We start from the raw sequence: 25948 nt of genomic DNA, 5'->3' as shown, positions 1-25948 counted from the left end.
GTGGCTTATTTCCTTTTAAACATGGCTAGCATGCGGTTGGTTACCATGTAACCGCCCACAACATTGATAGTGGCAAGTACCACAGCGACAAAGCCGAGTACGTTCACCCAAATACCAGCGCCAGAACCTGCTGACAACAGCGCGCCCACAAGCGAGATCCCTGAGATCGCATTTGAACCCGACATTAATGGCGTGTGCAGAGTAGGTGGCACCTTAGTGATCATCTCGACGCCTAAGAACACCGCAACCACAAATAGGGTCAATAGCAGTAAAATTTCCATTATTTAACCTCCGGAGCTGTTTCAACTGGACTTTCTGCTGGACTGTCAACTTGGCTTGCAACGTCAAGCGCGGGTAAGCCTAAAAGCTCACGTAAACGCGCGCTGGTAACCTGACCTTGGTGAGCCACGACCGTGTCTTTTACGATCTCATCTTCAAAGTCGAGGTTTAACTCACCTTCTTTGCTGACAAGTAGCTTAAGTAAGTTTTCAATATTGGTACCGTACATCTGACTGGCATGGTTTGCTGCTGTGCCAGGGACGTTTGATGGCCCCAAAATGGTTACACCTTTGTAAACCACCTCTTTATCAAGTTCGGTCAGTTCACAGTTACCACCGGTCTCAGCTGCAAGATCGACAATAATGGTGCCGCGCTTCATGCCATCGACCATCTCTTTAGTGATAAGGATAGGTGCCTTACGACCAGGGATAGCAGCGGTGGTGATAACGATATCTTGCTGGGCAAGTACATTCGCCATCGCTTGCTGTTGGCGTTTAAGGAAGTCATCAGACTGCTCTGCAGCGTAACCACCTTTGGTTTCGGTATTTTCGGTTTCTAGATCGAGCTCAACAGGTTTGGCGCCTACCGAGATAATCTGTTCCCGTGCTGCGGGGCGAATATCGTAAGCCTCAACCACAGCGCCTAAGCGTTTTGCAGTCGCACAAGCTTGAAGGCCTGCTACACCCACGCCCATGATAAAGGCGCGCGCAGGTTTTAGGGTGCCCGCTGCTGTCATCATCATGGGGAATAAACGCGGCGCTTTATGCGCAGCAAGTAACACCGCCTTATAGCCTGCGATTGTAGCCATTGAAGACAGAATATCCATGCTTTGTGCGCGAGTGATCCGTGGCACAAGTTCAAGTGCAATTGCGGTCGCACCAGTATCTGCAATCGCCTGGGCATTTTCGGGATGCGCTAGCGGATCCATCATGCCTATGACAATTTGCTGTGGCTTGATAAGCGATGTGAGTTCTGCGAGCTGTTCATCTTTTGCATTCACCACCGTGATGATGTCAGCGTCACTCAGAACTTGTTCGCGAGACACAATCGATGCGCCTGCTTGGATATAGTCTTCATCAGTAAAACCAGCATTGCTACCAGCGCCACTTTCAACAAGAACTTGTAGATTATTTTTAAGTAGTCGAGCCACATTGGCAGGAATAATCGCAACGCGACTTTCACCTGCGTGACTTTCTTTGGGTAGACCTAGCTTCACAAAGGTAAACCTCTCAGTTGAGGACATTAGTAGGAACAGATGTCATTTATTTTTCAGGGTGCATATTGTGGCGACTCTGGATTTAGACACAAGCGCATATTTTTCAATATCCTATTTTCAGGACTGGTCAGACTGAAAAGTTTGCGCTGCGACACACTTTTGAATAGAAGTTTGCACTCGCAAACCCTAGCCCAAATGGTTTATTTGAACCGCTAGTTACTTTTGTAGCTTAATTTTTGAACTTTGTATATTCCAAAATCGAATTAAAAATCAGCTTTTATTCTTTTTTTCTTTTTCAGCGAGGGGATAAGCTTGCCTACATTACACTGATACAGGGCCGTTTCCATGTTGTTAAAAGAGCTTTCATCACTCGCTTCGCCGCTTTCTGCTGGCCAAGTGGACAAGTTAAAGCAGCTCACTGCAGAGCTGAGTGCCGTTCAACTTGCTTGGGTTAGTGGCTATCTTGCTGCAACGTCTGAGCAAGGATCGGCGGGAGTACCACAAGCCGCGGGAAGCTCGCAAGCGGGTACAGAGCAAACTATTACCATTCTTTACGGAAGCCAAACGGGTAACGGTAGAGGAGTGGCAACTGAACTCGCCGAAAAAGCGCAGGCACAGGGCTATGCGGTCAACCTAGTGTCTATGGGTGACTATAAGACGCGTCAACTTAAACAAGAGAACTTACTGCTGTTAGTTGTGAGTACTCATGGTGAAGGTGAGGCGCCTGATGATGCTATTGAGCTGCACAAATTCTTAAGCTCTAAGCGCGCCCCTAAACTGGATAACCTTAATTACTCGGTGCTGGCATTGGGTGATTCAAGTTATGAGTTTTTCTGTCAAACCGGTAAAGACTTTGAGTCTCGCCTTAACGCATTAGGCGCGAGCGCTATTGCGCCATTGGTTGAGTGTGATGTGGATTACGAGGAACAATCACAGCAGTGGCAAGTGGATGTGCTAGAGGCGGTTAAGCCCTTGGTACAGAGCACGAGCGCAAGCGTGGTTTCAATTGCCAGCACCCAAGCTGTGACCTCAAGTTTTAGTAAACAAAAGCCTTACACCGCAGAGCTGCTTGTGAGTCAAAAGCTGACTGGCAGAGACTCAGATAGAGATGTTCGCCATGTTGAAATTGAGCTGGGTGAGTCGGGTATTGAATATCAAGCTGGTGATGCCTTAGGGGTGTGGTTTACCAACTCTCCAAGCTTGGTCTCAGAACTCATTGAAGCTTTGAAACTTGATGCTGATGAGCAGGTTAGTGTGGGTAAAGAGACCTTAACGCTTCAGGATGCGTTAACGAACAAGAAAGAGCTGACTCAACTTTACCCGGGCTTAGTGTCGGGATGGGCTGAGCTTAGTCAAGATCAAGCATTACTCGCAATCAGTGCGGATAAATCGTTAACCCGTGAGTTTGTTAATAACAACCAGGTGGCTGACTTAGTGCGCCAATACCCTGCGTCTGTGAGCGCCGAGCAATTTGTTGGCTTGCTACGCGGTATTACCCCAAGACTTTACTCTATCGCATCGAGTCAGGCTGAAGTTGAGTCTGAAGTGCACTTAACGGTGGCATTAGTTGAAGATGACCGTGACGGCGTAGCGCGTTTTGGCGGAGCGTCTCAGTTCTTGGCCAGCGCGGAGGAAGGTCAAGAAGTGCAGGTGTACGTTGAGCCTAATAATCACTTTCGTTTACCTGAAAATCCAGACACGCCAGTGATCATGGTCGGTCCTGGCACCGGTGTGGCACCTTTTAGAGCTTTCATGCAGCAACGGGCTGAGCAGGGTGCTCAAGGCAGTGCTTGGTTGTTCTTTGGTAACCCACATTTCGAGCAAGATTTCCTTTATCAAACTGAGTGGCAGCAATACCTGCAATCAGGTCTGTTATCTCGAATCGATTTGGCCTTTTCTCGTGATCAAGACCATAAAGTGTATGTGCAGCATAAGATTGCCGAACAAGGCGAGGCACTGTGGCAGTGGTTAGAATCTGGCGCGCATTTCTATATCTGTGGTGATGCTGAGCGTATGGCGAAAGATGTACATCAAGCCCTGTTAGATCTTGTTGTTGAGCACGGTGGTAAAAGCAAAGAGCAAGCGGCTGAATATTTAGAAGCACTGCGAGCGGCTAAACGTTACCAAAAAGATGTCTATTAAGACTCAGCGTTAAACGAGCACGCAATGATGAGCGCCGCTAGGGTGTAACTGGCGCGAGAGCAGAACAGAATTTGAAGAGAGTACCTTGCTATGAGTGAGCAAAAGTTAGCAGTAAATGAATACCTAAAAACCGACAGTGATTATCTGCGCGGTACGATTCAAGAAGGGTTAGACACCGCAGTAACGGGTGCGTTTAGTGAAGGCGATCAACAGTTGATCAAATTCCATGGCTTTTATCAGCAGGACGACCGTGACTTACGTAACGAGCGAAAAGAGCAAAAACTTGAGCCTCTATATAGCTTTATGTTGCGTGCCCGTGTGGCCGGTGGCGTGTGTTCGCCAGAGCAGTGGTTGGCGGTTGATAAAATAGCCTCGAACTTGACGAGCTCAAACAGTATCCGTTTAACCACGCGTCAAACGTTCCAGTATCACGGTATTCCAAAGCGTAATCTTAAGACGATTATTCAAGATCTCGACAAAGAGGCGCTGGACTCTATCGCGGCATGTGGTGATGTAAACCGTAACGTGATGTGTAACCCAAACCCTGTAGAGTCCAAGTTGCATCAACAAGCTTACGCTTATGCAAAGCAGCTGTCAGATAACATGTTGCCGCATACTAAAGCCTACGCTGAGATCTGGCTAGACGATGAAAAATTAGTGACCACAGAAGGTGAAGAGGTGGAGCCTGTTTACGGTAAAACCTACCTACCACGCAAATTTAAGATGGCGGTTGCCGTACCGCCAGATAATGATGTGGATGTTTACACTAATGATCTGGGCTTTATTGCTGTAGCCGAAGGCGATGAGTTGGTTGGCTTTAATATGGTTGCCGGTGGTGGCATGGGCTCAACTCATGGTGAAGTCTCGACCTTCCCACGTTTGGCCGACGACTTTGGCTATATCAAGGCCGAAGACACCTTAAAGTTTGCCGAAGCGGTAATGACGATTCAGCGTGACTGGGGTAATCGTGAAAACCGTAAATTATCACGCTTAAAGTACACCATTGTTAAACATGGTTTTGACACTTTTAAAGCTGAAATTGAAGCGCGCACCGGCATTAAGTTTGAACCTAAGCGTGATGTAGTGATTGGCGATCGCGGTGATCGCTATGGCTGGAAGCAAGGTGTAGATGATAACTGGCACTTAACGCTATTTATTGAAGGCGGCCGCGTTACAGATCTACCGGGTCAGCCGCTGCAAACAGGCCTGAGAGAAATTGCGAAAATTCACCAGGGTGATTTTCGTATGACCTCAAACCAAAATATTATTATTGCGGGTGTACCGAGTGCAGATAAAGAGCAGATTGAAGGCTTAGCAAGGCAGCATGGCTTACTTGGCAAGCTTATTACCGAAACCCGCGGTCACTCAATTGCCTGTGTGGCACTGCCAACGTGTGCGCTTGCTATGGCAGAAGCCGAGCGCTATTTCCCCGATTTTCTGACTAAGGTTGAAGGCTTGCAAGAAAAGCATGGTTTCCTCGACCAAGGCATTGTTATTCGCATGACGGGTTGCCCCAATGGTTGTGCAAGACCCTTTGCCGCTGAAATTGGTTTAGTCGGTAAAGCGCCGGGTCGCTACAACCTCTATTTAGGCGCTAGCTTTGAAGGCACCCGCTTGAATAAATTATATCGTGAGAATATCCAGGAAGCGGAGATCCTTGCGGAGTTAGATACCCTGTTTGCGCAATATGTATCACAGCGCCAGGCGGGTGAAACTTTTGGTAACTACACCGTGCGAAGTGGCGTAGTTGCAGCTGTGAACGATGCGGCTAAGGACTTTCATGGTTGATACCCACAATGTTGTTGATTCTGTGATTACGGCGGACGCGCTTAGCGCGTTATTAAGCGCGCCGAAAGTAGAGCAACAAGCTGAATTAAAACGCGTCAATGAATTTTTAGCTGAGTTGACACCCGTCCAGCGCGTGCGCTGGGCATTGGCATACTTGCCGGGTAAGCATGCATTATCGTCAAGTTTTGGTATTCAAGCGGCGGTGATGTTGCATATGGTTAGCGCTGAAAAGGCTGATATTCCAGTACTGCTCACCGATACGGGTTACCTATTTAGCGAAACCTATCAATTTATCGACGAGTTGACTGCAAGGCTCTCGCTTAATCTCAAGGTGTATGCATCGCCTTATAGCGCGGCATGGCAAGAAGCGCGCTTTGGTAAGTTGTGGGAGCAAGACTTAGATGGTCTGGATAAATATAACCAGATCAACAAAGTAGAACCTATGCAACGTGCCTTGGCTGAGCAAGAGGTCGGTACCTGGTTTGCGGGGTTGAGACGTTCTCAATCGAGTACTCGTGAGGCTCTGCCAATTTTAGCGATTCATGGACAGCGCTATAAAATTCTACCGATCATTGATTGGAGCAATAAACAGGTGCATGAGTACTTAACCGAGTTTGAGCTGCCTTATCACCCATTATGGGAGCAAGGTTATGTCTCTGTGGGCGACACCCATTCGAGTAAACCCCTAGAGCTGGGAATGAGTGAAGAGGAAACGCGTTTTAATGGATTAAAGCGTGAATGTGGTCTGCACTACGACATTTAGTGATAGAAACAGGCTAAGCAGAGTAATCGCCATAACAAGTGGTACAAACGTGCCATTTGTAGGCGAGTGAAACGTATATCTTTATACAAATTAAATATTTGTAAGTGATTGTTGTAAAATGGTTTTAGTGCTTTAGTATTAATTTTTGTTTATTTCTGTACATTTTTACTCACAAGGTTATGCACAGTTATTTTTTTAGGCTATAGTTTGAGGTTCCCGTAGATGGTTTTAGGGAACTGTTCTGTATCAAGCTCGATTGGGCTAGGCAAGGTTTAGTCTTCCACTGATTATTCGAGACGTACATCAAATGTGGTGTACATATCAAAATCAGCTAAACATTGCAGGCAGAGCCGTCAGTAACCAGATAAACCAAGCTCATTTTTTTACAGCCAAGGGGCGAAAAAAATGAGTGCTTTGATTGGCTTGCTAGCGCCTGCTTATCAAGCGATTTGTGCCCCAGGCAACCCCGCTATGTTGGGTTGCCTGGGGCTTTCAAGTATTTGGGGCTGGCGTTTGCTGTTATTATTCAGTCTCACCTCGCGCTAAATTAGTGTCATTTTTAGTTTCTCCCCACCCCTATTTAATCCAAATAGCATCATATTTCAGTCAATTTCCGCCGCTATTTCATACAGATTAGTATTAGCTACACACAATGTTGTAGTATTGATTCGGTAACACCGTTTACTGCTGTTTATACTGGATTAATTGAATTTTTAAATGGAGTTTTGAATGAATAAGATGCTTATTGCTGCAGTGGTTGTCGCTGCGGGTGCTGGTGGATATTGGTATAGCCAGCAATCAACGCAGGTGTCGGCAAGCGATAATGCTGTATTAAGCTATGTGCCAGCAGATACCCCGATTTTCTCTGCTCAGCTACAACCTTTTCCTATTAAGTCTTATATCAATTCTCTTTCTGAGGCCTATAGGCAGTATCCTGCTGATGCCTTAGATGATCTCGAGCAAGAATCCGACCCTAAAACACGATTTATATTGAGCCTTGCTAAGTCATACATGGCGTCAATGAAAGACGGTAGCACTTTTATTCAAACCTTTGGTCTTGCTGAAAACATTCGTAGCTACTTTTACACGCTCGGCCTAATGCCGGTGATAAAAGTTGAAGTTGAAAATGCCGATGCGATTTGGGCGTTACTCGATAAAGCCGAGGCTGATAGTGGCTTTACTCACACAAATGCCAATTTAAAGGGCGTGGATTATCGTAGCTATCAGCTCACAGATGAAAGCGAAAAAGAGCATATTAATCTGATTGTTACAGTGCATGACGGCCTGCTGGTATCAACCATAACCACCTCTTTTAGTGAAGCTGTTTTACTGGAAACCGCACTAGGCGTGACACCAGTGGATAATTCAATTGTTGATGCACATATTATTGAAGACATCATCAAGAACAATGGCTTTATGAACGAAGGTGTGAGCTATATCAATCATAAAGAGATTGTCACTGCGCTAACCAGCACAGATGGAAATCAACTTGCAGGTCAGCTATCTAAGTTATTTGAAATGGTTGAAGAAGACCCTCTGGTAGAACTTAGAACACCGGCATGTCAGCAGGAGCTTGCATCGATAGCCGATAATTGGCCGCGTACGGTGGCAGGTTATGATGAGCTTAAAGTGACCGACAAAGAAAGCATATTTGGTTTTAGAACGGTAGTAGAAAGTAATAACCAGGTGCTGCTAAATGCCTATCAAAAGCTGCGTGGATATATTCCAGCTTATGTACAAGACATTGACAATAGTGTGTTTACTTTCGGTCTTGGAATTGATGTTAACCAGATGGTGCCGTCATTAACGGCTATTTGGGACGACATGTTAACTCCGGAGTACCAGTGTGGCCCCCTTGCTGAAATGCAGGTGCAGATGAGCCAACAGAGCCCTGCAATGCTAGGCATGTTTACGGGGATGGCAAATGGCGTGAAAGGTATTGGTGTCTCGCTTATCGATTATAAGATCAGTGACAATCTTGATAATCCACAGCTTGAAAGCCTAGATGCGGTATTGAGTTTGTCTGCTGAAAACCCCGCAATGCTGTTTAACTTGGTGAAGCCTTTTGCACCTGAGCTGGCCAACATTCAGCTACCAGCTAATGGTGATGCAATCGATCTCAACACGATTATCCCAATACCAGCAGAGGTGAATGTCTCGCCAAAGTTGGCAGTTAAAGGGAATCACTTAGTGTTGTTTGCGGGCAATAAAGGTGAGGCTATCGCTAATAGCTTAGCGGCTGAAACGCTAGTCAATAATGGCTTGATGGTGATGTCTACTGATTACATGAAGATGTTTAAGCCTTTGCTAACCTTTATTGAGTTAACGGGCGAGCCTATACCTGAAGAGCTTGAGATGATGAAAGACTACGATATGCGCGTTAAGCTAAGTCTAGATATCGACCAGAAAGGCTTTGAGATTGACTCTTATGTTAACTCTCGCTCAACTCAGTAAAGCATTTATGCAATAATGAGCAATCGAAAACGCCAGCCAGTTACGGCTGGCGTTTTTATTTACCAATAGCATTATGGTTTGGAGTCAAGATGACTGAACAGGTTGTTTGTGGGGTATTTTTAAAAGCCAATGAAGTGAGGTTGGTTACCCTGTCGGGAAGTCGGGATACTCATCATGTTATCGCGCCTAAGGTGAATAAATTTAGCTTAGTGAAAAACCCGACTCAACAAGATACTCGTGAGTTTGTCGCGTTAATCAAGGCTTATATCAAGGAACATAAGCTTGATAAGTTAGTTGTCAATCGACGTGCGACAACGGGGCAAGGTGCTGGTGGCGCAGGCACTTTTTTAATGGAAGGCGCGATATTAGCCAGCGTAGAGATCGAGGTTGAGTTTGCTCATCCTGCTACACTAAGAGCAACCGATAAGCGTTGTAGTGACCTCAAAACACACAGACCTAAAACGGTCGACTTGGGCAAGGCTTACGATTTAGCGTTTGAGTGTCTGGGCTAGTGCGGAGTTGATCCTTAATCAGCTCTTTACGTATTAAGTAGCTAAAGCATTAAATAAATAAAGCTAAGTGTTTGATTTGGCCGTGAGGCTAAATTGAATATTGATAATAAAAACAAAATACAAACAATTCATAGAGTCAAAATGATTCATTGAATCAAAAAGGTGAACAACATGATTAAACAGCTTTCAAAATTTGGATTTGTCGCATTATTGCTGATGCCACTCGCTGCGATGGCAACCGATTTAAAGGTGGGGGATATCGCACCAGACTTTAAACTGCAGGCAACAGATGGCCATTTTTACCAATTAAGTGACTACAAAGGTAAGCAAAATTTGGTTTTGGCCTGGTACCCAATGGCAAACACGCGTGGCTGTACTTTGGAATGTAAATCGTTAGTGGAAAAGGGTCACCTAATCCGTGAATATAACGCCGTATACATGATGGCCAGCGTTGATGATTTAGAAGATAACCAAGCCTTTGCCCGTGAGCAAAAGGCAGACTTTCCAATGCTTAGCGATCCAAGCAAAGAGACTGCCAAGGCATACGATGTGCTTAACTTTGTTCGCGTTGCGAGCCGGGTGACATTTTACATCGGCACCGACGGTAAGATTTTAAAAATTGATGAAGATATCAATGCTAAAACAGCAGCGGAAGATATCGCCGCAAACTTGGCTGAACTGAATATTGAGAAGGTTAATCTAGAGTCTGCAACGCCTCAAGGCGACACCGATCAAGTTGACTAATTTCGATTAAACGGCACAGCAAAAATCCCTGCAATGGCGACATAGCAGGGATTTTTATTTGATAAATACCAGCTTAACTAGCTTAGTTATACAGATGAGGATTAAAACTCATCTTCCGTTTCACCCTGGATCCGCGCTTTTCTATCTTGCTCCTCTTCAAAAGCGGCTTGGATCTCGGCTAGCACCGCCTCAATATCGGCACTTTGCTCGCTCTCAATAAACTCACCTGTTAGCTCAGTATCGGGTAACAAGTCGCCAGACTCGAACTTAAGCCACATCTCTTGGGCATATTTACTGCCGAGCAGTGACGGCGCAAATTGACCGTAATACTGAGTCATATTATTCACATCACGTAATAACATGCGTTTAGCGTTATTGTTGGCAGCGGCATCGACCGCTTGAGGCAGATCAATGATCACAGGTCCAGTATGGTCGAGTAACACGTTAAACTCAGATAAGTCACCGTGAATAAGGCCTGCACATAGCATACGCTGCACACCTTTCATCACCATAGCATGGTGCGCAATGGCCATATCGGCGTTGAGAGTGACATCGTTAAGTCGTGGTGCCACATAACCGGCTTCATCTGTGATGAGCTCCATTAATAGCACACCATCAAAACAGCCATAAGGCGTAGGCACACGCACGCCAGCATCCGCTAGACGAAACAGTGCATCGACCTCGGCATTTTGCCATGCCTGCTCTTGTTCTTGGCGTCCGTAGTTAGATCCTTTCTCCATCGCCCTTGTTCGACGAGAGTTACGACCCTTACGTCCTTCACGGTATTCGACGGCTTTCTTAAAGCTGCGCTTATCAGCTTCTTTATAAATTTTGGCACAACGAACGTCGTCGCCACATCTAACTATGTAAACATCGGCTTCTTTGCCGCTCATTAATGGACGAATCACTTCGTCAATTAGTCCTTCATCAACCAGAGGTTGGAGTCGTTTTGGGGTTTTCATTGGGCTCTTATACCTTAGTTAGCCTGGTGATGGAATGCATTCGCTTATTATCATAGAAAAAAAATGACATTAATCAGTATTTGTTAGCCGAAAACCGCTAGCGTTTTTCTTGGGGAACGATAGCTAAAGTCCCCTTTAATGGCAGAAGCGATGCGTCTAACTTCTTGGTTGCGATAAGTTTAACAATCAGAGGATCCTCAAAGGCGAGCTGATTTAGCTGCATTGCTGGGGTAAGACCAACACCTGAGATCAGCTGACCATTGGGAGCATACACAACTCCTTTACTAAATTGCACCTCAATACCACTGTTGGGCAAAGTCACGCGATGACGAGGGCTTAGACTGCCGCGGGTGGTTTCACCTATTAGCTCGACATGAGGCCATTGCAGCGAAGCGAGAGCTACCCATTCGCACTCTAGTTCGCAACTTGAATCAACTAATAAGGAGAGGTAATGACTCTGCTGCTGGCTGTTAGATACCTGAGTTGGATGATATTTACGTACTAGATAATCGCTAAATACGGATGCGGGAGGCTGATGAGTTTCAAACCCCTGGTTTTTTAGCTCAGCTTGTTCAAAAAAGCTTAATTGTGACATTGGTATGTAGCGCGTGGGAAGTTGGTCGGCTCTGGATGTCGCAAAGCGCTTGTATTGTAATAAACCGATACTTTGCGGCTTATGTTGTTTAGCAAAATGGGTAATCAGCCAAGTCATAAGCAAGGGTTGAGGCTGCTTAATTGCCCGGATATCAATAACCAGCGGCGCAGTGGGATCAGTGCTAAGCCTTGCTAATTGGCTTGAAAGTAACTCTATTGTGGCAGCGTCTATATTTGGGCTTAGGCGCACAACATCTAAAGGCAAGGTGCTCTGAGGTGGGCTCGTTTCTGGAGCTGTCACTTCTAGGGCATTTACTTTTGGTGGCAGCTCTTTTGCAGTCAGCAGATCTTGCGTCAGCTTGATAGAGCGTTGCAGGCTTGTTTCGCCATTACTTAGGGTTATTACGGTTTCATCTCTGTCACTAAGGCCAATATCTAGCCTTAATCTGGCAATCTGTTTTATCCAGCGGCTTTGCGCCTGAGTCGACAACTTTATTGGATCGGCAAGATAGGTCAGGCTCGCCTCTACCCAACGTCTCATTGGTAGTCCATCGATATGAGTCAGGTAGGGAAAGTCTGGTTCGAGTATTTCACCATGTTGGGTAAATGCTTGCCAGTACTGACCATCAAAGAGTATGTCTATTGGCAGTTGCTGCAAACGGCTTATGTTGCCCGAGGCATTTATGGGGAGCAGCGCTCCGGCGCCGGGATCATTGAGTTGGCTTAGTAGTTGTAGTAACTGCTGCTCCAACTGTATGGCATGGTTACTGTTAGTCGCTGACAGCAGCAGTGACTGAGTTGCATGTGTGATAGCGGTTACACGCTCAGGGTCCATGGCGGCAAAGGCGGAATGCTGCTTAATGGCTTCAACAAGGGTATCAATATCTTGCTGATACTGTCTGTGGTTAAGTGTGGTTTTACCTGGGCTGGAGGGGAGTGATAGGTGAATGAGCTGAGCAGTACTCGCGCAAATGAGTATAGCGAAAATGCTAATGATGCCCTTAAAGCTCAAGCTCATGCTTCATCCTTTTTAATGCAGGCTTGGCGTGGTGTAGAACCAGGCCTGCTATAGATGTTTTTGGTATCGAGCCTACTACTGGTTATTCAATGCTGCTTACTCGTATCGCTTGCTGGCAGTCGCTCGCTGTCGATAGTGTGTTGTCAGTGACAGTAATGGCTAGTGGCGTCGATTACAAAATGTCGTTGATCGAAACCCCGATACCTATTCGTTGGTTATGTACATTGTAGTCGATTAAACTTTCGCCGTAGCCATTAAAATATTGAGTATAAAGTCTTAAGTTACCCAAAATCGGATAGCTCCAAGTAAACTCGACTGCGCCATAGTTAGGTTTTTGAATGTAGTTGCGCACCATTAAGGTAAACCTATGTTCATCGAGTCCGTAAACGCCTGTGAGCTCTACATTTCCCATATAATCAGTAATGTCGGGATTATCATCGCCTCGTGGTGAGCTGGGCGTCTCTTTTTCATCTTCAGGAATACGCCACCATGCCTTGGCTTCAATGGCAAAGGGACCATTATCAAATACCATCATGCCATAGAGCCTGTTCCAGCTACGAGAACGAGGGCCAGACTGGCCATTAGATTGATGCACAGCACCCAGCCCCCAAAAAGAGTTGGTCAGTGGTCCTAGCTGCCAATCGTTGGTAAACAGCATAAAGATCTCTGGCTCGTGGTTAGTCTCTCTAAACGGCGAGGAGATCTCTTTATTGTATACCTGCCAGTAAGACTGGTTGGTATAGGCCGCAAACAGATGACCGTTATCACCAAATACATTATGCCAAAGCGGAAACTTAAAGCTGATTTGAAACTTAGCTTCCATGTTATCTAAACCAAATGGATGCTCAGCGGCTTCCTCAGCAAAAGGAGCCATATTAGGTGATGCGCTGTAAGTCACAGGCAAAATGTAGTTCACTTTGTGCGGCGTGATGACATAGGGGAGATCGCCAGTGGCACTTTCCTCTGAGATGCGCTTATCGACTAATGACCTTTCTTTCTTTGGCTGGACTTCTATATTCGCGTTGCTGCTTTGTGTATCGGCAGCGTAAAGCGTAAATGAGCAACACACGCATAGCGGTATGAGTAGCGCACTAAGTTTGTTCATAACTTTCCCTGAGATTTGGTAGATCAATATGCAGCATTTTGTTATTTGTGCTGGATTCTACCTAGCTGCATAAAGATTTAACAGCTATTGAGCAGTCATGTAACACAAAGACACCTTTGATGGTGTGAAGTGCGAGCCTGTACGGCGCGTTGCTTATTTACTTGATTTTGTGACGCCTAACTAGATCTAAATGCAATAACTTAGTGCTAAAAATGAGCTAAGAGAAAACCTTCATCAACGCCTTCGTCACGATAAATATTTTTTCCCTTTATTATACATGCAGTTAATGGGTTGCAGGTTTAAGTAGTACGCTATTGAAAATCATTCAAATAACAAAAAGTTATAACGAGTAATAAATATCTATTTATTATGGAATAAGCAGCCCGCTATATTTCAACATAACGAAATAGAGTGAGGTAGCGTGATGGAGATTGTAGCTTTACCCGGTCAAGCCGAATTAGGCAAAGTATGGCTAGTGGGAGCAGGACCTGGTGATGTCGATCTACTGACGGTTAAAGCATATCGGGTGCTGCAAAGTGCCGATGCCGTACTTTATGACGCATTAGTGAGTGATGATATTCTTGCGCTTATCCCACAGCATGCCGAGAAAATTGCCGTCGGTAAACGCGCAGGCAAGCATAGCGCCGCGCAAAGTGAGATAAACCAGCTGCTGGTAACAAAGGCCTACACCCGTAAAAATGTCGTCCGTTTAAAAGGCGGCGACCCGTTTATTTTTGGACGTGGTGGCGAAGAACTCGAGACGATTGTTGCTGCCGGAGTCGATTTTGAAGTCGTGCCAGGAATAACCGCAGCGAGTGGCACTGCAGCCTATGCAGGTATCCCGCTTACTCACAGAGATTATGCTCAAGGCGTTACCTTTATTACTGGTCATTGCAAGCTTGAGAGCCGTCCCATGGACTGGCAAGGCTATGCGAACCCCAATAATACTTTAGTGGTTTACATGGGGATCTTAAACGCAAGCCGGATAAAGCAAGGTTTGATGGGAGCCGGCAGAAAAGCTGACACCCCAGTGGCTATCGTATCGAAAGCCACGACTGCCGAGCAGCAAACTTTTGTAGGGACACTCGACAATATTGATGAGCTAGCTAATCATCCCGACTTAGTGATGCCAGCGTTGATGGTAATAGGTGAAGTGGTAGCGCTCGCCGATAGTTTAAATTGGTTTACCCCTAAAAAGACTAGCCAGCTCAATAGCTCTGAATTAGCCGCACAACTTAAATAAGCTACGCCTAAACGTAACTGCCCGGCCAACTCAATGATCCTGAGTTAGCCGTAATGAAAAATAATTGATTGAAGAATACGGAGAATTAGCATGGCCGCGAAAGAGTTAAGCCATTTGCAACAACTGGAAGCTGAGAGCATTCAAATTATCCGCGAAGTGGCGGCTGAATTCGATAACCCAGTGATGATGTATTCCATCGGTAAGGACTCTTCTGTGATGCTTCATCTGGCTCGCAAAGCTTTCTATCCGGGAAAGATCCCCTTCCCACTGTTACATGTCGACACCGATTGGAAGTTCAAAGAGATGATCGCCTTTCGTGATGCTCAGGCTAAAGAGTTTGGTTTTGAGCTACTGGTTCATAAAAACGCTGAAGGCATAGAGATGGGGATTAACCCATTTGAGCATGGCAGCGCTAAGCACACTGACATCATGAAGACCCAAGGATTAAAGCAGGCGCTGAATAAGTATGGCTTTGACGCCGCTTTTGGTGGCGCACGTCGCGATGAAGAGAAGTCTCGCGCTAAAGAGCGCGTCTATTCGTTCCGCGATAAGCACCATACATGGGATCCTAAGAATCAACGCCCAGAGCTATGGCGCACCTATAATGGTGCGGTGAATAAGGGCGAAAGCATTCGTGTGTTCCCGTTATCTAACTGGACTGAACTGGATATTTGGCAATATATCTATCAGGAAAATATCCAGCTTGTGCCGCTGTACTTTGCCCAAAAACGTCCGGTTGTCGAGCGCGATGGCATGATGATTATGGTTGATGACGACAGAATGCCACTTGCACAGGGCGAGCTGCCGAAAGAGGAGTTAGTGCGCTTTAGAACCTTAGGCTGCTACCCATTAACCGCAGCGATGCACTCAGAGGCCGACACGCTAGAGAAGATCATTGAAGAGATGTTATTGACTCGCTCAAGTGAGCGCCAAGGTAGGCTTATCGATTCAGATCAAAGTGCATCGATGGAACTGAAAAAACGTCAGGGCTATTTCTAAACGCATGTCATCTGGGATGAATGTGGACTAAGAATTCTAAGGAATCATTATGAATCAAGCAGTAAATAATAACGCGCGCCTGGCGGCAGAACTTGAAGATTTAGGTGTGAAGGAATACCTGTCATTACAACAGCATAAAGGGCTCTTACGCTTCTTAACCTGCGGTAGTGTTGACGACGGCAAGAGTACCTTGATTGGTCGCTTGCTGCATGACAGCGCACAAATTTATGAAGATCAGCTTGCGAGCTTAAAGAGTGATAGCGCAAGGCTTGGCACTACGGGTGAAGAAGTGGATTTAGCCCTGTTGGTCGATGGCTTACAAGCAGAACGTGAGCAGGGCATTACTATCGATGTGGCTTATCGTTACTTTTCCAGTGACAAGCGTAAGTTTATTATTGCCGACACGCCAGGCCATGAACAGTACACGCGTAACATGGCAACGGGAGCATCTACCTGTGATTTAGCCGTGCTTTTGGTCGATGCGCGTTATGGCGTACAAACCCAAACCCGCCGTCATGCATTTATTGCATCGCAACTGGGTATTCGTCACTTTGTTGTTGCTATTAACAAAATGGATCTATTGGGCTTTGATGAACAAGTCTTTAATAACATTCGCGCCGAGTTTGCCGCGTTTGCCGAGCAGTTAGGTGATATTGATATTGATATTCGCTATGTGCCGTTGTCAGCCCTTAAAGGTGATAACGTGGTTGATGCCAGTAGTCAAACGCCTTGGTATAGCGGTGGCACGCTGTTAGAGCTATTAGAAACTATCGATACTCGCCGTGAGCTTAACAGCCTGCCGGTACGCTTTCCTGTGCAATATGTGCAGCGCCCCGATCTCGATTTTCGTGGTTTTTCCGGCACGCTGGCATCGGGTGTGATTAATGTCGGTGACGAGCTGGTGGCACTGCCATCGGGTAAGCGCAGTAAGGTTGCCCGTATCGTAACGTTTGATGGCGATCTTGAGCAGGCCGTTGCCGGCCAGGCGGTGACCTTAACCCTTGAAGATGAAATTGATATCTCAAGGGGCGATCTATTATCCCAAGTCGACAACGCGCCAGCACTGGCTAACCATGTCAGCGCCGATATCGCTTGGATGGATGAAAAGCCACTGCAATTAAACCAGCTATATGATCTGAAAGTTGCAGGTAAAAAGTTGCAAGCCAGCGTGGTAAAAATTGAATATGTGGTTGATGTTAATACCTTAGACCGTAATGACAGCAACAGTATTGGCCTTAATGATATGGCGCGAGTCACACTTGAGCTCAATGAGTCGATTGCTATCGACCCATACACGTTAATTCGTGATACCGGTGGCATGATCTTAATCGATCGTTTGTCTAACGCGACCGTTGCAGCCGTCATGGCGGTATCGAGCTCTAAAGAGCTTAAAAGGGCTCAGCAATACAGTGATTTTGAACTTGAGCTCAATGCGTTAATTCGCAAGCAATATCCTCACTGGCAAGCGATAGATATTAGCAAGGTTGAGGGCTAGAAGTGGCCGATTTGTGGGTGTTATCGTGCATATTATTTGCCTTAGTCGCCGCCTTAATGGCGGGGCTATGGACACCTGCAACGCTATTTTTTATGGCGTCGTTAACCACTTACTTACTTGGCATGGTGGAGCTTGAAACCACGTTAGCTAGCTTTACCAATGCCAGTCTAGTGACTCTAGTGCTGCTAATCATGTCGACTGCAGCATTAGAGAAAACCTCGCTATTAGGCAAGTTAAGCCAGGTGGTCGGCCAAGGATCTTTGGCATCGACCTTGGCTAAGCTTGGCTTGTCGACGGCACTATTATCGTCGTTTACGAACAATACCGCAGTGGTGGCATCACTCATTGGTGTGGTGCGCCGTAACCAGGCTCATGCACCGGCTAAGCTGTTGTTGCCGCTATCGTATGCGGCAATTTTAGGCGGAACGCTAACGCTTATTGGCACCTCGACTAACTTAATCGTCAACTCGTTTGTAGAAAATGCAGGCCTAGTACCGTTAGGTTTCTTTGAGTTTTCTATGATTGGCATCGTTATCGTTATTTCGGGCGTGGGGTTATTGGTGTTGTTAGCCAATTGGTTACCCGACAGGCGCGAAGAGTCTATCGATGAGGCTTTGCCTTACTTACTCGAAGCTCGGGTAGCAAAAGAGTCCTTATTGATAGGCCACAGCGTACAAGATAACCGCTTACGCGCGCTTAAAAAGCTGTATTTAGTTGAGCTTGAGCGCAGTGGTATTCGCATCTGCCCAGTGCCACCGCACTTAGTATTGCAAAGCGAAGATGTGCTGCGCTTTAGTGGCGCGGTGGAGTCGGTTGAGTTATTGCATCAGTTTGATGGTCTTGAATGGTTTGGTAAGCAACAAGCCAAGGGACAAAACTTAATTGAAGCGGTATTGGCACCGAGTTCGACTCTCGTTGGTCGCTCGCTCAAGGAGTCGACTTTTAGAGAGAAGTTTGATGGTGCGGTATTAGCTATTCGCCGTGGTCATCACCCGCTTAAAGGCGGTTTAGGTGACATAGAGTTGCAAGCGGGCGATGTGTTGTTAATCACCCCTGGTGACAGTTTTAGCAGCAACACTAAATTGGCGTCTGAATTTGCTGCCGTGAGTGGTTTAGATTTAAGTGTCAGGCTAGATCCTCGCCGCAGCCAATGGGTGTTAGCGGGATTTTTACTGACCATCTTAGCGAGTTTGACCGGTATTTTGCCGTTAGTAAAAGGGTTGGTTTTACTCTTGATGAGCTATCTAGCCATCGGGGCGGTGAGTCTTTCAGAGCTAAAGCGTCGTTTTCCGTTTGAGCTGGTAGTCATTGTTGGTAGCGCCTTAAGTTTGGCGAACTTGATGCTATCAACCGGACTTGCCGATGATATCGCCTCATTTATTTTAGCGGCGATTAATGGTTATGGGGTATTTGCGGCGTTTGTGGCGGTGTACTTCATGACCTTGTTGCTGACAGAACTGATTACCAATAATGCCGCTGCAGCGCTGTCGTTTCCCGTAGCGTATGCTATTTCGTTAAGTTATGGCGTAGATACTCGGCCGTTTATTTTAGCCGTCGTATTTGGTGCTAGTGCCAGCTTTATTTCGCCTTATGGATATCAAACTAACTTAATGGTTTATAACGCAGGTAATTATCGTTTTAGTGATTTTGTTCGACTGGGCTTACCTTTGTCACTGCTTTATTCGGCAATCGTATTGGTGTTGGTTCCGTTGTTGTTTCCCTTTTAAGCCTCTTGAATCGGTCTTGCTTGAATAGACTGATACTTGATTAGCGCTAGTGTTTGAATGAGCAAGTGCTTGTGTGAAGCAGGTATTTGAGAGAATTAAGTGTGCAGTTTACGCTTTTATAATGTTGAAGCACATTTGGCTATGTATTGTATAGATTAGATTTTTTGGAGTTTTTATGTCTGATATTGTTTGGCACCAGCACAGTATTGATAAGCAGTCTCGCGCGGATCAGAAAGGGCAGAATCCTATCTTATTGTGGTTCACAGGCCTGTCAGGTTCGGGTAAATCCACCTTAGCGGGCGCGCTTGAGCGGGCTTTATTTGATGCCGGATTTCACACTTACCTGCTTGATGGCGACAATGTGCGTCATGGTTTATGTAAAGATCTTGGCTTTAGCGCAGATGATCGTGATGAGAACCTGCGCCGAGTAGGAGAGGTGGCAAAGCTCATGGTTGATGCCGGCCTTGTAGTGCTTTCAGCCTTTATCTCGCCAACGCGAGAAGAGCGCGAGCGTGTGCGTGCATTATTCGATAATGGTCAGTTTATTGAAGTGCATGTGTCGACGCCAATAGAAGTGTGTGAAGCGCGCGACCCTAAAGGCTTGTACAGCAAGGCGCGTGCAGGAGAGATTAAAAACTTTACTGGGATCTCAGCGCCTTATGAAGTGCCAACCGCAGCCGAGCTCACCATAGATACCAGTAAAGGTGACTTGGCGACACAGGTGAGTGCGTTACTGGATTACTTAGCGGCGATTCAGGTGATTGACTCAAAGAAGTTAAAAAAAGCGGTGTAAAGGCCCATGTGAAGCCCTTCGCTAACAGTGAGGTGCGTTGTTAGTCCCTGCACTAAAAGGGATGATACCGATAGTGTGTCTATGCGAGACGAATAACTAGCCCCAAGGAACGTGATGAATATAAAAAGGATTTCGATTAAAGAACTCGATGATTTGGTCATGCTATTTGATCAATATATGGTTTTTTATAAGCAAGCATCGGCACCCGCTACCTATCGACAATACTTAAATGAGCGTTTACAAAACGCTGATGCAACGGTGTTTATTGCCTATAGCTCAGAAGATAAGCCTATTGGATTTGTATTAAATTATCATACCTTTTCGTCGGTATCGCTGGGTAAAATCATCGTCTTAAACGACTTGTTTGTGGCAGCATCACATCGAAAGCAAGGCGTCGCCAATAGCTTAATTGATTGCGCTATCGATTTAGCCAAACAAACTGGCGCCGTTCGAGTGGACTTAGGTACAGCTAAAGATAATCTATCGGCTCAGGCGCTCTATGAAAAAATAGGCTTTGTGAAAGACACAGAGTATTTTGCCTATAGCTTCTGTCTTTAAGGCTGATAACGGGCAAAGCTAGCAGCTAGCCTTACTTTGAATGATGAATGATGAATGAGTAATGATAACAAGCAATGCGATGCCCTTATGAACCCCATAGGCATCGCATTTTTGTTTGTGCTTTTTCTAAGTCGCTAAGGTGACATTAGCTAAGCTGTTGCTCGGTAAATAAGTCCTGGCTATTCAATCTTAAAATCTTGGGCAAACAGTACTCTCATCGCCTTGATATAGCTTTTATCGGTACTGAAAGGAATGAGTTGTGCTAGCTCATCGCCTATTGAAGTAAAGCGATAATAGCTGAAAAATAGTTGGCCGCTCTTAGGGGTGAGTTTGAGCTTTTGCTCGCTAAGAGAAAAGCTAATGGGCGTCTTACTGCTAAGCAATCCGGTCTCTAGTTCGCTGCGATGTAAAACTCCCGCCTCAACTAAGGTCAAAATATTAGAGTAGGGCAGGCCAAATTGAGACAGGCCGATATTGGTCGAGGTGGCTTTTTTAAAAAATTGCCCCAAGCCACTGGCATGTTTAAAACCGATAATAAGCTTGAGCCGAGTCTCATTGTTCACTAGGACCGACATACCGAGTGCCTTTTCTAAGATCTGCGCCTCTTTATGGGTTAACTGTTTCAGTGTGCTTAAGGTGCGCAGGCTAAAATTGCCGGGAGAGGTGATCTCATTCGCTAAAATTCTGCCCCAAAGCTCCTGCATTTTACGGTTATGAATTTGCTCGGCCAATTGAAAAAACTGATGCGCCCAATCGGGGTCTAAATCCACGCCAGTCACATCGGATGGTGTGTGGCTGATGGCGATTTTGTAAATGGTTTCAAGGTTCTCTTGATACTGACACGCTTGCTTCTGCGCCCTAAAAGCAGCACGTTCGCTAATCGAGGCAGTGCTAGCACGGTAGTCTTCCTCGCTGGCTAAACCAAGCATACGTCCCAGCAGAAGCGCTTTTTTACGGGCTGAAACATCAGCGGCTTTGCTGCTGTCTTTCGTTCTAGTTTTCACGGTATTGTTAGCCGTGCTTGTTACCGTTTCAACCATGGTTGTTTGTTCACCGTTTACAGGGTTCATAAGTATTAATAGGCTAGCGGTTTGTATCCCAGCTCAGTTAGCTGCGTAGGATCTTATATCGAGCTGAACTATCGAGCTTCAGTATTGAACTTGAGTACGAGCTTGCCGAAAAAAACAGATACTCAACACACGTTTATGCCAAGTATCTGCTTGATTGTCTATTAGTTTGTTACAGCTGTATTTGCTTTTTTAATGACTTTCGTCACTTTGCCAAAATGAGCAACCTCCTCACCTTGCTCTGGGTGACGAGGCACATTTATGGCCAAAATGAGTGAGCACACGGCAAAGCCCGCCCCAATATAAAATACCATGTCAGGTGAGCTTAACCACAAGAAGCCTAACAGGGCCGGAATGATGACCGCCGCAATATGGTTAATAGTGAAACTGACCGACATTGTTGCGGCAATATCTTTAGGGTCAGCAATTTTTTGAAAATACGTTTTCACTGCAATTGCCATGGCAAATAATAAGTGATCGATAACGTAGAGCGCTGCTGCAAATTCAGCGTGTTCAACCAGCGCATAACTCACAAACACTGCGATTAAACCAATATACTCAATGGTCAATGCATTGCGCTCGCCGATGCGGCCAATAAAGCGGCCTATGGCTGGTGCAAATAACAGGTTAACCACATAGTTAATTAAAAATAGCGAGGTGATTTGAGTGATGCTGTAGCCAAATTTTTCAACCATCATAAATCCAGCAAAAACCATGAAAATTTGCCGTCTAGCACCAGAGAAAAAGGTCAGCATATAGTAAAGCCAGTACCGCTTTCTTAGCAGTAGCTTTTTATGTTGGACTTCACCTTGAGGAAACGTGGGGAAATAAAGGCTAATGGTGATCACCATGATAAGGCCTAAGGCACCAATAATGGCGTACATCCATTGGTAATCGAGTTTTAACCAGCTCATGACAAGCCAGATACTGGCATAGCCCCCAAGGGCAGCAGCGCTTCGCCATGCAAGGGCTTTACCCATAAAAGCAGCAGCCTTTTCTTTTTCTACCCATTGCAGAGTTAGTGATTGATTAATGGTTTCAAAATAATGAAACCCAACTGACATTAATACCGTGGTGATGTACAGCCCCAGTACTTGTGGAAAGAATCCAGTAATCGCCACACCAATACAAAGCACGGCAAGAGACACCAGAGCAAACGCCTGTTCGCGGATCAGTAATAATACGAAGATGGCTGTAAAAGCGAGAAAGCCAGGGACTTCTCGTAAGCTTTGTAATATGCCAATTTCAGCTCCGGTAAATTGTGCTCGCTCGATAACAAAATTGTTTAATAGTGCCTGCCAAACCGCAAACACTAACGACATAATAAAAGTCATCCAGAGCAGGAGTTTCTGTGGGTCGTTTCTCATCTTACTTTCCCTGTATCAACCGCTGCCTCAGTACCCTAAATAGCGATTTTAAAAATGGTCATTTTAATGTTCACGAGTATACAAGGTTCAGTTTTGATAATGATATAAGGCGCACAAGATTTGCAGCGCAATAATGCATTTCACTCACTAGTCACCATTTTTGACATGTAAGAGGCCTTAATATTGTTAATAAAGGCACTTAAGTCGTTAATCTTTATACCATTACTGTTGTAACGCTCTCACGCTAATGTGAGCGGCTACTTCTGCTTTAGATATTGTTTTCATTGGTTTTATTCTTGCTTTAGCATCTGCATTGCTTGTTGCTCAATAGCTTTTAATGTAAGTCGTTTGTAAAGATGATTGTAAATATTAATGTAAATCATTCTCATTTGGGTTAATTTGTCCGCGAATTAGGGGAGCTGGTTAATACCGATAGGTATACAGCGTAGGATCAAAATGAGAGCCGTTTATGAAATCTATTTCGAAGCATACCAAGTTGAATATGTTAGCGATTGCTATCGCTAGTGTGTTCAGTACGAATGCTATGTCAGCAACCGAGCCAGAAGCATTAGCTGCTGCAATAGCCAAGCAAGAAGCTGAACTTGCCGGGCTTAAGACTCAGTTGCTGCAATTAGCTGAGCTGCAAAAAGTGAGCACAGAGCAAGCTGCAGCTACTCAGCAACAAGTTTTGCAGACTGCTAAAGCGACAGACACAGTGAATAACTGGGACAAGTTTTCGTTTAAGTCATATGGCAGCGTGATTTACACCAGCGACGAGTACTACGACAACGTACAGGATACATCTCCTGAGCGCCGCAGCCGTTTTGATCTAGAGCGGATCGTGACTGAGTTTGGCTACCAGTTCAATGACGAATGGGACATGGAAGTTGAAATCGAATATGAGCATGGCGGCACCGGCACCGCGCTAGAATATGACGGTTTCGATGAGTTTGGCGAGTTCGAAGCTGAAGTGGAAGCCGGTGGCGAGGTGATGATTGAAAAAGCCGAGATCCGTTATCGCCCAAGTGATGCCTTTGGCGTTAAATTCGGTAATATCCATCTACCTGTAGGTGTCGGTAGTATGCTGCATAAGCCTAGTCAGTACTTGACCGTGCAACGCCATAAGAGTGAAGCGGCGATGTTACCTACAGTCTGGAATGAAAACGGCATCGGTATTTTTGGTGAAATGGCTAACTTTCACTATCAAGCCCAAGTGGTTAGTGGTTTGAACTCAGAATATTTCCGTACCTATGACTGGGTGGCTTCAGGGCATCAAAAGCGTTTTGAGCATGTGAATGGCGATGATCTCGCTTATGTGGTTCGCCTCGATTATGGCAATTTTAAAACAGGCTCAGCCATTGGTGCCTCTTATTATTATGGCAACACCAGTGGTAATCGACATAAAACCAATAAACTAAGTGCTGACGGTACGGTTGAAATTCTATCAATTGCGGGTGCATTTGTTGAAGGCCCATGGATCTTACGCGGTCAATACCTTTATGGCACGTTAAGTGATAGTGACGCTATCACTCAAGCTAATAAAACCACCCCGGGCCTCAAGCCGGGTAACTTCGCTCAATTAGGCTCAAAGTCTGAAGCTTTCTTCATTGAGGCGGGTGTTGACCTTGGTGAATTTACCTCTGTACCAGTCACCATTTTTGCCAACATAGACTACTCAAATCCACTAAAAGAAGTGCAAACCGGCATTGCTACAAAACGCTATGAAAACACTTGGATTAGCGCTGGTATTAACTACTTCCCCATCCCTGAGATAGTGATCAAAGCTGAAGCAGGCGTACAGCAGGTGGCTGTGGCGTCTATTCCAGATACCCACTTTTTTGCTTTAGGCGTTGGTTACCAGTTCTCACTTTAACTAACAAAATACATGGAGTTTTTATGAAACACTTTACTCACTCAGCGCTAGCCATTGCGCTTATTTCAACGCTTAGCGCATGTGGCGGCTCTGGTTCTGACGATACCGCTGTTGTTGTACCAGAAACGGGTTTTAGCTTTGCCGCGACAGAGATGGTCACTAACCTCACTGATGATGTGATTGTTGCGGGGTACTCAAACCTTGCCCAGCGCGGTGAGGCAATGCTGCAAGCGACGCAAACATTGGTTGCCACACCGACACAAGCCAACTTGCTTGCCGCTCAAGAAGCGTGGAAAGCTGCTCGTCAGCCGTGGGAGCAAGGTGAATCACATATCTTTGGCCCAGTAGACTCACTGGGTATCGATCCACATCTTGATAGCTGGCCGCTAAACACCACTGATTTAACGACTGTGCTGGCCAATAGCACGGGCTTTGACGCTGACACCATTAAAGGTTGGAATGATGACGTGCAGGGCTTTCACACCATGGAATACCTATTATTTGGTGACGGTGTTGCAGATAACACCAAAACCATTAGCGAACTGACACCAAACGAGCGTGATTATTTAATGGGACTTGCAGAAGTGTTTCGTGATTACACCAAGACACTCGATGACGCATGGCTTATCAGCCACGACGGTCAAAGCGGTAAGGCTTATGGTGAGTTACTGAAAAATTCTGGTATCGATGGCAATACTTTCTATAGCTCAGAAGTGGGCGTGGTAGAAGAGCTCGTTAACGGCATGATTGCGATTGTTGACGAGGTGGGTAACGGTAAAATTGCCGACCCATTTGGTGAGTCAATCGATAAAGCTGACACCTCAAAAGTTGAGTCTCAATACTCTTGGAACTCGCTTACCGACTTTAGCGACAACATTATTGGCGTACGCAATGTTTACCTTGGTGAGCTAGCGGGCAATGCCGATAAGCAAGGTATTATCGATTTCGTCAATGCCGCTAATCCTGAACTAGCAACGCGAGTTAAGACTGAGATTGATGATGCAATCACTAAAATCAACGCTATAGCCGGTACTCACAATATGCCATTTCGTCAGGCTATTTCTGATAGCGACGCACGTGTGCGTATTCAAACTGCCGTCGATGCACTGACTAAGCTACAAGCGAGTTTAGAGTCTGATGTGTTGCCACTACTTAAAGAGTGGAACATCTAGAAGGTGAATATTTGAGGAGGCCGTAAGGCCTCCTTTTTAATAGGATAATTCCCTTGTTTTTTAAATGGTTAAAAAAC

The 25948-nt window shown here is 45.7% G+C and carries 21 protein-coding genes; 14 read left to right on the top strand and 7 right to left on the bottom strand.

Annotation, left to right across the window (positions count from 1 at the left end; genetic code table 11):
* Positions 1-5: 5 nt before the first annotated feature.
* Positions 6-281, bottom strand: coding sequence for an NAD(P) transhydrogenase subunit alpha (locus ACVBIU_RS02680; protein ID WP_447159424.1), 276 nt, complete (start codon positions 279-281; stop codon positions 6-8).
* Positions 281-1495, bottom strand: coding sequence for a Re/Si-specific NAD(P)(+) transhydrogenase subunit alpha (locus ACVBIU_RS02675; protein ID WP_447162996.1), 1215 nt, complete (start codon positions 1493-1495; stop codon positions 281-283). Before ACVBIU_RS02675 ends, ACVBIU_RS02680 begins: the two co-directional genes overlap by 1 nt.
* Before the next feature lie 345 nt (positions 1496-1840).
* On the opposite strand from ACVBIU_RS02675, the gene ACVBIU_RS02670 reads away from it, so the two are divergent.
* The 6 genes from ACVBIU_RS02670 (at position 1841) to ACVBIU_RS02645 (ending at position 9898) form a co-directional block, all read left to right on the top strand.
* Positions 1841-3637: an assimilatory sulfite reductase (NADPH) flavoprotein subunit gene (locus ACVBIU_RS02670; protein WP_447162995.1), complete on the top strand. Its 1797-nt coding sequence runs from the start codon at positions 1841-1843 to the stop codon at positions 3635-3637.
* Positions 3638-3727: 90 nt separating this feature from the next.
* Complete coding sequence (gene cysI / locus ACVBIU_RS02665; protein WP_447162994.1) at positions 3728-5425, top strand: assimilatory sulfite reductase (NADPH) hemoprotein subunit; 1698 nt, start codon at positions 3728-3730, stop codon at positions 5423-5425.
* Positions 5418-6188 (top strand): phosphoadenylyl-sulfate reductase, encoded by a 771-nt coding sequence (locus ACVBIU_RS02660; RefSeq protein ID WP_447159428.1) that lies wholly within the window; start codon positions 5418-5420, stop codon positions 6186-6188. The genes cysI and ACVBIU_RS02660 overlap by 8 nt, the downstream gene beginning before the upstream one ends.
* Positions 6189-6917: 729 nt before the next feature.
* Positions 6918-8642: a hypothetical protein gene (locus tag ACVBIU_RS02655; protein WP_447159429.1), complete on the top strand. Its 1725-nt coding sequence runs from the start codon at positions 6918-6920 to the stop codon at positions 8640-8642.
* Positions 8643-8731: 89 nt separating this feature from the next.
* Entirely contained in the window at positions 8732-9154 is a 423-nt protein-coding gene (locus ACVBIU_RS02650; protein ID WP_447159430.1) for a DUF3010 family protein, read from the top strand.
* Positions 9155-9325: 171 nt separating this feature from the next.
* Positions 9326-9898: a peroxiredoxin family protein gene (locus ACVBIU_RS02645; RefSeq protein WP_447159431.1), complete on the top strand. Its 573-nt coding sequence runs from the start codon at positions 9326-9328 to the stop codon at positions 9896-9898.
* A gap of 101 nt (positions 9899-9999) precedes the next feature.
* On the opposite strand, the gene ACVBIU_RS02640 is transcribed toward ACVBIU_RS02645, so the two are convergent.
* The 3 genes from ACVBIU_RS02640 to ACVBIU_RS02630 all read right to left on the bottom strand — a co-directional run bounded on the left by ACVBIU_RS02640 (position 10000) and on the right by ACVBIU_RS02630 (position 13577).
* Positions 10000-10860: a PA4780 family RIO1-like protein kinase gene (locus ACVBIU_RS02640; protein ID WP_447162993.1), complete on the bottom strand. Its 861-nt coding sequence runs from the start codon at positions 10858-10860 to the stop codon at positions 10000-10002.
* Positions 10861-10957: 97 nt separating this feature from the next.
* Positions 10958-12472 (bottom strand): hypothetical protein, encoded by a 1515-nt coding sequence (locus ACVBIU_RS02635; protein ID WP_447162992.1) that lies wholly within the window; start codon positions 12470-12472, stop codon positions 10958-10960.
* Positions 12473-12644: 172 nt separating this feature from the next.
* Entirely contained in the window at positions 12645-13577 is a 933-nt protein-coding gene (locus tag ACVBIU_RS02630) for a phospholipase A (RefSeq protein ID WP_447159434.1), read from the bottom strand.
* Positions 13578-14001: 424 nt separating this feature from the next.
* Between ACVBIU_RS02630 and cobA the strand changes: the two genes are divergently transcribed.
* From cobA to ACVBIU_RS02600, 6 genes are all read left to right on the top strand, one after another.
* On the top strand, positions 14002-14820 hold the full coding sequence (cobA, locus tag ACVBIU_RS02625; protein ID WP_442529463.1) for a uroporphyrinogen-III C-methyltransferase: 819 nt from the start codon (positions 14002-14004) through the stop codon (positions 14818-14820).
* 90 nt (positions 14821-14910) lie between these two features.
* Entirely contained in the window at positions 14911-15819 is a 909-nt protein-coding gene (gene cysD, locus ACVBIU_RS02620; protein WP_447159435.1) for a sulfate adenylyltransferase subunit CysD, read from the top strand.
* A gap of 49 nt (positions 15820-15868) precedes the next feature.
* Complete coding sequence (gene cysN / locus ACVBIU_RS02615; RefSeq protein WP_447162991.1) at positions 15869-17314, top strand: sulfate adenylyltransferase subunit CysN; 1446 nt, start codon at positions 15869-15871, stop codon at positions 17312-17314.
* Positions 17315-17316: 2 nt separating this feature from the next.
* Complete coding sequence (locus ACVBIU_RS02610) at positions 17317-19041, top strand: SLC13 family permease (protein WP_447162990.1); 1725 nt, start codon at positions 17317-17319, stop codon at positions 19039-19041.
* 175 nt (positions 19042-19216) lie between these two features.
* Positions 19217-19834 (top strand): adenylyl-sulfate kinase, encoded by a 618-nt coding sequence (cysC, locus tag ACVBIU_RS02605; RefSeq protein ID WP_447159438.1) that lies wholly within the window; start codon positions 19217-19219, stop codon positions 19832-19834.
* A gap of 114 nt (positions 19835-19948) precedes the next feature.
* Positions 19949-20392 (top strand): GNAT family N-acetyltransferase, encoded by a 444-nt coding sequence (locus ACVBIU_RS02600; protein ID WP_447162989.1) that lies wholly within the window; start codon positions 19949-19951, stop codon positions 20390-20392.
* 179 nt (positions 20393-20571) lie between these two features.
* Here the strand turns inward: ACVBIU_RS02600 and ACVBIU_RS02595 are convergent, their stop codons facing one another.
* On the bottom strand, positions 20572-21432 hold the full coding sequence (locus ACVBIU_RS02595; protein ID WP_447159577.1) for a TIGR03899 family protein: 861 nt from the start codon (positions 21430-21432) through the stop codon (positions 20572-20574).
* A gap of 191 nt (positions 21433-21623) precedes the next feature.
* Complete coding sequence (locus tag ACVBIU_RS02590) at positions 21624-22826, bottom strand: MFS transporter (protein ID WP_447162988.1); 1203 nt, start codon at positions 22824-22826, stop codon at positions 21624-21626.
* A gap of 469 nt (positions 22827-23295) precedes the next feature.
* On the opposite strand from ACVBIU_RS02590, the gene ACVBIU_RS02585 reads away from it, so the two are divergent.
* Together ACVBIU_RS02585 and ACVBIU_RS02580 are read left to right on the top strand one after the other, a co-directional pair.
* Positions 23296-24699 (top strand): hypothetical protein, encoded by a 1404-nt coding sequence (locus tag ACVBIU_RS02585; RefSeq protein ID WP_447162987.1) that lies wholly within the window; start codon positions 23296-23298, stop codon positions 24697-24699.
* 23 nt (positions 24700-24722) lie between these two features.
* Positions 24723-25871 (top strand): imelysin family protein, encoded by a 1149-nt coding sequence (locus ACVBIU_RS02580; RefSeq protein ID WP_447162986.1) that lies wholly within the window; start codon positions 24723-24725, stop codon positions 25869-25871.
* Positions 25872-25948 lie beyond the last annotated feature (77 nt).

The sequence above is a fragment of the Shewanella sp. 30m-14 genome, assembly GCF_052977125.1.
Note: the sequence above shows the minus strand (reverse complement) of the source record. Positions and strands in the feature narration are given on the sequence as shown.